General features: G+C 45.1%; 7 protein-coding genes and 1 rRNA gene. 5 read left to right on the top strand and 3 right to left on the bottom strand.

Annotation, left to right across the window (positions count from 1 at the left end):
• Position 1 precedes the first annotated feature (1 nt).
• Positions 2-117 (top strand): 5S ribosomal RNA (gene rrf, locus ABZA00_RS15325).
• 770 nt (positions 118-887) lie between these two features.
• Here rrf and ABZA00_RS15320 read toward each other — a convergent pair.
• The 3 genes from ABZA00_RS15320 to ABZA00_RS15310 form a co-directional block, all read right to left on the bottom strand.
• On the bottom strand, positions 888-1,151 hold the full coding sequence (locus ABZA00_RS15320) for a DUF1040 family protein (protein WP_372883029.1): 264 nt from the start codon (positions 1,149-1,151) through the stop codon (positions 888-890).
• Between the two features lie 222 nt (positions 1,152-1,373).
• The gene (locus ABZA00_RS15315; RefSeq protein ID WP_372883028.1) at positions 1,374-3,011 is read right to left on the bottom strand and encodes a glycoside hydrolase family 32 protein; all 1,638 of its coding nucleotides are present in this window, start codon (positions 3,009-3,011) and stop codon (positions 1,374-1,376) included.
• 276 nt (positions 3,012-3,287) lie between these two features.
• Entirely contained in the window at positions 3,288-4,277 is a 990-nt protein-coding gene (locus ABZA00_RS15310; RefSeq protein ID WP_372883027.1) for a LacI family DNA-binding transcriptional regulator, read from the bottom strand.
• Between the two features lie 236 nt (positions 4,278-4,513).
• Between ABZA00_RS15310 and ABZA00_RS15305 the strand changes: the two genes are divergently transcribed.
• The 4 genes from ABZA00_RS15305 to ABZA00_RS15290 all read left to right on the top strand — a co-directional run bounded on the left by ABZA00_RS15305 (position 4,514) and on the right by ABZA00_RS15290 (position 8,513).
• Entirely contained in the window at positions 4,514-5,971 is a 1,458-nt protein-coding gene (locus ABZA00_RS15305) for a sucrose-specific PTS transporter subunit IIBC (RefSeq protein WP_372883026.1), read from the top strand.
• Between the two features lie 79 nt (positions 5,972-6,050).
• Entirely contained in the window at positions 6,051-6,977 is a 927-nt protein-coding gene (locus ABZA00_RS15300; RefSeq protein ID WP_372883025.1) for an aminoimidazole riboside kinase, read from the top strand.
• A 315-nt stretch (positions 6,978-7,292) separates the two neighbouring features.
• Positions 7,293-7,949, top strand: a complete 657-nt coding sequence (locus ABZA00_RS15295) for a DUF4328 domain-containing protein (protein WP_372883024.1) — start codon at positions 7,293-7,295, stop codon at positions 7,947-7,949.
• A 177-nt stretch (positions 7,950-8,126) separates the two neighbouring features.
• Positions 8,127-8,513 (top strand): VOC family protein, encoded by a 387-nt coding sequence (locus ABZA00_RS15290; protein ID WP_372883023.1) that lies wholly within the window; start codon positions 8,127-8,129, stop codon positions 8,511-8,513.
• The last annotated feature ends 42 nt before the right edge of the window (positions 8,514-8,555 follow it).

The raw sequence follows: 8,555 nt of genomic DNA, 5'->3' as shown, positions 1-8,555 counted from the left end.
GCTTGGCGACCATAGCATTGTGGTACCACCTGATCCCATTCCGAACTCAGCAGTGAAACGCAATTGCGCCGATGGTAGTGTGGGGTCTCCCCATGTGAGAGTAGGTCATCGCCAAGCGCCTAATTAAATAACCCCAGAAAGCTTTGCTTCCTGGGGTTTTTTATTTGGCCTGCTTTTTGCTCTGACCTGCTCTCGCATGGGGAAAGGTTAAGAGTGCCAACGCAGTTGGGTCCAGATCATGTAGAGTAGGGCGAAGTGGTGCGATAGCACCGTGTGACGAGCGGGTGAGCTCTGCGAGTCCTGTCCCATCGCCAAGCGCCTAATTACGATAAACCCCATTCCTTCTTTGAAGGGATGGGGTTTTTTCGTTATTAAGCCCTTGGTGGCGATGACCACTCGAGCATGGGTAATAAAAAGCTGCCACGCAGTGGCACTCCTTTCATGTGATAGTCGGGGCGAGTAGTGCGGCAGCACTGGTTTACGAGCGGGCTAAGCTCCGCGTGCCCTGTAGTGGTGCGAGAGCACCGTGTCACGAGCGGAGGTGCTCTGCACCTCCTGTTCCATCGCCAAGCGCCCAATTAAATAACCCCAGAAAGCTTTGCTTCCTGGGGTTTTTTATTTGGCCTGCTTTTTGCCCTAACCTGCTCTCGCATGGGGAAAGGTTAAGAGTGCCAACGCAGTGGCATGAAAATCATGTGATAGTCGGAACGGTTAATTTTTCGACAACCAGGTCTCTTGGGCGGTCAAAGCACTGCGAGACCTGATTGTATCGCGACAGCTATGTTTCCCGAGCGGGCAAGCTCTGCTAGCCCTGTCTTTAGCCTCGTACAAACAAGGCTAAAGACAGGATAAAAAGAGTCTATCCAATATGGTAGTTGACTAGCCTTCTATTTTAACCCGCGCGCTTTTAATAAGGCAGTTTGGAAGTCTTCTTCACAGTCTTTGGCGATGCCGGGGATCATGTCACCTTTTTCTGTTTGATCCATTTTAAGATGATAAATTATTACTTCATCTGTTAATTCTGTCAGCGGTTTATCAAAACCGGAATCTTTAGACAGTAGCTCCAGGATTTCTATCAGACTTAACTCTTTATTTTTTAACCAGTAAGGTTTTAATAATTCTAATATTTCATTAACACGATGTGATTGCATGATTTTTCCTTTTGTTCTTAATTAACCTCAATTCTGGATAATGGAATCGAAATTCCCTTTAATATCAACGCATTAAAAATTCCGGTTATGCAGTGCTGTTAGTTTTGTGTAGTTCAAGGCAAATCATCGAAGCAATAGCAGGCTATTGCTTCGATGATTTAACGAAGAAATACGCGAAAATAAGGGCGCTGTATCGATTTGCTTATCCAGAATTGAGGTTACTTAGCTTACAAAAGGAGCTGCCGCTTTATTCAATAACCAGGCTGCTTGTATCTGCACGTTACCCTCGATACCAATTTGTGTTGCATCCTTAGCGGTAAAGATACGTGCGGACATTACTGCTTCACCATTATTAATAAAGATTTCTAAAGATGAGGTATCAGCCAGGATCTGTAACTGCACACACTCGCTATCGGGCAACGCCAGTTCGCGAATTTTGTCACCTTCACGCATAAGCGTATTGGATCTGTCTAAAAACAGCGTTTTTGTTGCTTGATCCAGGCGAATTTCACAATATCCCTGCTCAGATTGAAACAACCGCAGCGCACTGCCCCACTGCATGGACAGATTCAGCTCAAAGGATTTACTGTGCAGATCAAAACAGGACTGATCCTGCTCTACAACAACAGCCTGACCACGCAGTTGCTGCAGCTCGCGGATCGGTTTTTGAATCAACTTGCCATTCACATAGGATAGTTCGCGCAGCGTAGTTAACTGATGCACCCAGCCGCTATCTGAACTGGGGTGATTAACTTCATCGGGCAATCCCATCCACGCGGACATAATGCGTCGGCCGTCCGGCGTTTGTAAAGATTGCGGTGCATAAAAATCAAAGCCATGGTCAAGATGCTGGAAGTCGGAGAGCACTGCCCTGCCGATTTCATCCAGTTTTGCTTTGACAATACCATTATGGTGTTCGATGCTATGGTGCTTGCTGGACGATTTTATGCCCTGCGGGCCAATCACAATAAAATCCTGATTATTCAATTTGAAAAAATCAGGACATTCCCACATATAACCAAAATCCCCAAGCTCATCACCACATAAAGCCAGGAAGGTCCAGCTCTTAAGGTCATCTGATTGGTAAATCGCTAAACGCCCCTGCAGATCTTCACGCTGTGCACCAAGCAGCATTAACCAGCGGTTATTATGGCGGATAATCTTAGGATCCCGGCAGTGCGGTGTCACACCGGGCGGTAGCTCGGGGACCACCGGACCATGCTTGGTAAAGTGGATCCCATCCGTTGAGGTCGCTAAACATTGCGTGGTGTGTCTGTCTCTTTGCTCATCTATACGCACATTACCGGTATAGAACAACATTAATTCATTATCATTACTAAGCGCATGACCGGAAAAAACACCGTGACTGTCAAACCAATCCGAGGGCGTTAATGCCACCGGCTGCCACTGCCAGTTAACTAAATCTTTGCTGGTCAGGTGTGCCCAGTATTTGTCTTTATGGGCGCAGGCATAAGGGTACCACTGATAAAACAGGTGGTATTGCCCCTGATGGTAAATAAAGCCATTGGGATCATTTAACAATCCCTGCGGGGGGGAGATATGCCAGGCCGGGCGGTGCTCACATGCAAGCGCTTTTGTATAAGGCTGAAGATCCGTCAGTTGCTGCCCGGCAATAAGCTTGCCGGCTTCTAATAGCTGAGCTGCAAATTCACCTTTATTTTCAATAACAGGTTTATCAAAAGTAACCTGCTTTAAAACGGCATTGTAAGCTTGCTGTTTTGCCGGACCGGATAACAGATCAAACTCTCTGATCTCAACAATAATACGGGAATCAGGAATCAGGATCCGGACCAAATTGCCGATTCCACCACATGCTTCAACAATTGCTAATAAGGACATACACCACCTGTAACAGTTGATTTAGGAATCGTTACACAATAATTTGCTCTAAATTGTTTCCAAAAAGCCAAAAATGACCGGTTATTTTGAAAACAAAAGCGCAAGTAATTTTGAAGCCGATCCTCAATTAAATTCGGGAACGTTTGCAAAATATGCTAAAAAGTATGTTTTTGCAACAAATAACTCGTTACCGCTACAGAAAAGGGAGATCCGGATCATGTTTTCTGCCGGTAGCGCTGTTTTGCTTACCAAGCGAGCTTACTCAGAATATTGCTATCAGCAGCTTTCCCGGGTGATGCTCTCAAAGCCCATCACCAGTTTACTCACTTCGGTTTGTTTATTGGCAATCAGCTCCAGCAGCATTTGCGCTGCTTTTTTACCAGTTAAATCAAATGCATAACTAGATGTCGATAACGTAGGGGTACACACTTCTGCCAACTCATCATTACCCACTCCGAGTACCTTTATATCTTTTCCGGGAATTTTACCCGCAGCAGTGATCGCTTTCATCGCACCGATTGCAATTCTGTCCGTAGCACAAAACAAGCCGTCTAATTGCGGCCAGTCAAGCAGCAGCTGCTGTGTCTGTTGAAAGCCGGACTCAATGGTAAACTCACCGCGACTGTGAAACAGCGGTTCACCCTTTTTTGTATGCTGAAGATACTGCTGCAGGCCCTGGAAACGGCATTGATCAACGGCTATATCCTGTTGATTTACGCCGATAAAACCGATATTTGACGCCCCCGCTTCAACAAGTCGCTGAGCGGCACTGAAACCGACGCTGAGATCATCATGAATGATACTGGGAATATTAAACAGAGAGCCGTCTTGACCTATTAAAACAACGGGCACGGTTGATTGTTTAATCGTTTCAACTAATTCAGCATCGACATGGGTTGCGAACAATAAAATTCCTTCAGCCCGTTTTTGATTAAAACGTTTTATATACTCTATCTCTTTTTCGTGAATCATCTGGCTATTCGCTAAAAGGACATGTTTTCCGACAGATTCTATAACCTGACTAATACCGTTGAGCCCTTGTGCTGATGCATTTGAAGACATTGTTGGCACAATCACACCGATCAGATTGGTTTTCTGCGATTTAAGATCTCTGGCAACCTGATTAGCAACATAACCACACTCTTCAATGGCTTTTAATACCTTTTCCTTGGTGCTCGCTTTAACACCGTATTCATTATTAATCACACGGGAGACCGTGGACTTGGATACGCCGGATAATTTTGCCACTTCGTGCAGTCCAATCATCGCTTTTTCCTATTTTTGGGAATGTTTCCGATAATAATAACAAAAACAGCCTTTGAAAAACTCAATGATCACATTGACAGTTTAATTTTCAACCAAAAAAGAGATAAAAATCACGTTTTTCGCACATACCTATTGCTGAAGCAATAAAAACACTTAAAGTCCGCACTTGCAAACGTTCCCAAATATAAAAATTATTTTCAAACAGACTAACTAGAAATGTTCACTCGGAGAAAATTATGAACTATCCAAAAGTTGCCAGTCAGTTAATAGAACTGCTGGGCGGTAAAAACAATATTAAAGCATTAGCGCATTGTGCAACGCGCTTACGTCTTGCTATTGCAGATGAGTCATTAATCAATGAAACCGCCATTGGCGATCTGGAAGGCGTTAAAGGCCAGTTTAAAGTAGCTGGTCAATACCAGATTATTTTCGGTTCGGGCATCGTTAACCAGGTTTATGCACAAATGGCAAAACTGACCGGTCTGGAAGAGATGAGCACTAAAGACGTCGCGTCCGCCGGCGCGGAGAAACAAAATATTATCCAACAGGCGGTTAAAGGTTTATCGGATATTTTTGTCCCCATTATACCGGCTATCGTTGCCGGCGGTCTGTTGATGGGTCTGTTTAACCTATTAGTCGCGCCAGGGTTATTTATTGAAGGAAAATCACTGGTTGATGCAAACCCGGGGCTTGCTGATCTTGCGGCAATGATTAATACTTTTGCCAACGCGCCTTTTGTCTATCTGCCTATCCTGCTGGCATTCTCTGCCAGCAAAAAATTTGGCGGCAACCCGTTTTTAGGTGCCGCGCTGGGTATGCTGATGGTGCACCCGGATCTGCTTAACGGTTGGGGCTATGGCGGTGCTGCGGTTGCCGGTGATATTCCGGTGTGGCACATATTTGGTTTTGAAATCCAAAAAGTGGGTTACCAGGGGTCAGTGCTGCCGGTATTAGTGGCGGCGTATATCCTGGCCAAAGTTGAAAACGGTTTACGTAAATTTATCCCGTCTATTTTAGATAACCTGCTGACACCATTGCTTGCTATCTTTATCACCGGTGTAATTACCTTTACCATTGTTGGTCCGTTCACCCGTGATATCGGCTTTCTATTAGGTGACGGTCTGAACTGGTTATACGATTCTGCCGGTTTCATCGGTGGCGCACTGTTCGGCTTTATCTATGCACCTTTTGTTATCACCGGAATGCATCACAGCTTTATCGCTATCGAAATTCAACTGCTTGCTGATATTGCGGTGACTGGCGGTAGCTTTATCTTCCCAATTGCGGCGATGTCTAATATTGCTCAAGGCGGTGCGGCACTTGCGGTTGGTTTCTCAACAAAAGATATCAAATTAAAAGGTATTGCTATGCCCTCCGGTGTAACTGCACTACTGGGTATTACCGAGCCGGCATTGTTTGGTGTGAACTTGAAACTACGCTACCCGTTTATCGCCGCGATTGCTGCTGCAGCTGTCTCAAGTGCGTTCATCACTTTGTTTAATGTAAAAGCAAGTGCACTGGGTGCGGCAGGTCTGCCGGGTATTATCTCTATCCGCAACGGTGATGTGACACCTTATATCATCGGTATGGCCATTTCATTTGCAACAGCATTTGCACTAACCTTAGTACTGGCTGCCCGCGCTAACAAAAAAGCGGCAAAACAAGCCAGCGAGATGAAAACAGCAACAGCTTAATTTCACCATTAATCATCAATTACCAAACCAGTATTGGCATGCCGATACTGGTTTTTGCATAAAATAGCGAGGAGCTACCATGAACAAAATTTGGGTGACAGGCGATGCTGTTGTTGATTTGATTCCGGATAGTGACACGACCTATCTGAAATGCCCTGGAGGAGCTCCGGCTAATGTGGCTGTTGCCGTATCCCGCCTGGGTGGTGATAGTGCATTTTTTGGCCGTGTCGGTTTGGATCCGCTGGGACGTTTTATGAAAGAAACGCTCACCAAGGAAGGGGTCAATACCGACTTTATGCTGCTTGATCAAGCGCATCGTACCTCAACGGTCATTGTTGATCTGGACGACAGCGGTGAACGCAGCTTCACCTTTATGGTGAAACCCAGTGCAGATCAGTTTATGCAACCTGCTGATATCCCTGCTTTTGCAGAAAATCAGTGGTTACATGTTTGCTCGATTGCACTGGCAAATGAGCCCAGCCGCGGCAGCACTTTGTTAGCCATGGAGCAGATTAAAGCGGCTGGCGGGTTTGTTTCTTTTGATCCCAACCTGCGTGATGAAGTCTGGGTAGATCCAAGCGAAATCAGACCTGTGGTATTAAAAGCAGTGGCACTGGCCGATGTGGTTAAATTCTCCGATGATGAGCTGTTATTTTTGACAGAGACGGATAGTTTACAAGCAGGTTTACAAGCTATCTCCAAGTTTAACAATACCCTGGTATTGATTACCCAAGGGGCTAAAGGCGCATTGCTTATAACCCAGGGCGAACAGCAGCTGATTGCCGGAAAAGCGCTAAAACCAACCGATACAACCGGTGCCGGTGATGCCTTTGTCGGCGGTTTAATCAGCTATCTTGCCCAGAGTAATAACTGGAGTGAGATTGCTCATATTCGTACAGCGGTACAATGGGCAAATGGTTGTGGCGCATTAGCGACCACGCAAAAAGGGGCGATGACCGCCCTGCCGTTACGGGACGAGCTGGAACAATACCTAAGCGAATTATAATAATACCAAATGCATTAAAAACATAATCAGTCTTGCTGGTTAAAATAAACGCTATCTGCGTGATGAGTTTTATTCAGAACGTCCTGTTCTTCACCACTTCGTGGTCAGCTAAAGCTGCTCAAAATCGTTCCATACGATTTTGTGAAAGGAGAATAACTACTTCCTGCAACTCATGCCTTGCTAGCATTGATTTTTCCTACGCAATACAAGATCACTTATTTAATGCACTTGGTATAAACAGGTTCCCGCGCTGCGTGTGGGAACTCACAACCGTTCTCAGGCTATTTTTTGATCATCAATTAAGGAGAAGAGCAATTGTCCAGCAGTGCAGAAGCATTTAAAAATTTAACCAAGCTGACAAAGTGGATCAGGTATGTACTTTATGCGCAGATCTTAATTGCCATTTTATCAATTATCTTTAACTTTCTTGAATATCAATTATTGGCCGACTACCAGTCGGGTTTTTATGCTTCGCTGCAGGCCGCTTTTGACCATGGCGAGCTCAGCATTCAATTGCTGCAGAGTACCGGCATTGCTTCCCTTATTGCGTTTATTGCCTCTGCTGTATTGATCCTTAAATGGATTTATCGCGCTAACTCTAATCTTCGTCAACTGGGCGCAGAGAACCTCAGCTATACACCTGCCTGGTCTATTGCTTATTACTTCATTCCGATGTTTAACCTGTGGAAACCCTATCAGGCAATGAAAGAGATCTGGCTGGCGAGCAGCAATCCAGAGCAATGGTCTACGGGCAAAGCAAGCGTAATTTTACCTGCCTGGTGGACGCTGTGGCTTGCTTCAAACATTTTAAACCAGTCTATTTTTCGCTTATCTGCAGATGCCAGGGAACTGCCTGAACTGATGAATCTGAATATGCTATCGCAAATCTCCAATCTACTGGATATAGCGCTGGCGATAGTCACATTAGCCCTGATCACCGGCATTTGCCAAATGCAGAGCAACCAACAATAACCGCCAATAAAGAACCAATCCGGCGGTTGGTACATCCAACCACCGGTCTTCAAAGCTACATCCCATCAAACCTTCAAACCTTCAAACCTTCAAACCAGCATTTCCCGCGTTGCGCATAAAAACAAAAAAGATCATCTGAACTATAATTGAAAAACCTAAGTTAACAGGAGAACTCTTATGATCAATCCCGTCGTATGGTTTGAAATATATGTCACAGAGATGCCCCGCGCGAAAAAATTCTACGAGGCTGTTTTTCAAATCCAGCTTAATAAGATGGCCAGTCCGGCAGAGATGGATAGTCAGGAACTTGAAATGTGGGCATTTCCATCAGAAAAGAGCGGTTATGGGGCAATGGGTGCACTGGTAAAAATGGCAGGTTTTCCGTCGGGTGGAAACAGCACAGTTGTTTATTTTAACAGTGAAAATTGTACGACAGAATTGCTATTGACGGCAAAAAACGGCGGCACTGTAGTGAAAGAAAAATTCGCTATTGGCGAATATGGTTTTATCGCTTTAATCACAGACACAGAAGGCAATATGATTGGCCTCCATTCCCTCGAGTAAAGATGCATCGGCATAAAAACGCTGATTTCAGGGCAGGTTAAG

The sequence above is a fragment of the Psychromonas sp. genome (genome assembly GCF_041586535.1).
Taxonomy (GTDB): Bacteria; Pseudomonadota; Gammaproteobacteria; order Enterobacterales; family Psychromonadaceae; genus Psychromonas.
Note: the sequence above shows the minus strand (reverse complement) of the source record. Positions and strands in the feature narration are given on the sequence as shown.

What these genes read in the sequence shown, in the direction of transcription:
- ABZA00_RS15310 (WP_372883027.1), bottom strand. Translation starts at nt 4,277, where the DNA reads ATGATTGGACTGCACGAAGTGGCAAAATTATCCGGCGTATCCAAGTCC.
- ABZA00_RS15320 (WP_372883029.1), bottom strand. Translation starts at nt 1,151, where the DNA reads ATGCAATCACATCGTGTTAATGAAATATTAGAATTATTAAAACCTTAC.
- ABZA00_RS15305 (WP_372883026.1), top strand. Translation starts at nt 4,514, where the DNA reads ATGAACTATCCAAAAGTTGCCAGTCAGTTAATAGAACTGCTGGGCGGT.
- ABZA00_RS15300 (WP_372883025.1), top strand. Translation starts at nt 6,051, where the DNA reads ATGAACAAAATTTGGGTGACAGGCGATGCTGTTGTTGATTTGATTCCG.
- ABZA00_RS15315 (WP_372883028.1), bottom strand. Translation starts at nt 3,011, where the DNA reads ATGTCCTTATTAGCAATTGTTGAAGCATGTGGTGGAATCGGCAATTTG.
- ABZA00_RS15290 (WP_372883023.1), top strand. Translation starts at nt 8,127, where the DNA reads ATGATCAATCCCGTCGTATGGTTTGAAATATATGTCACAGAGATGCCC.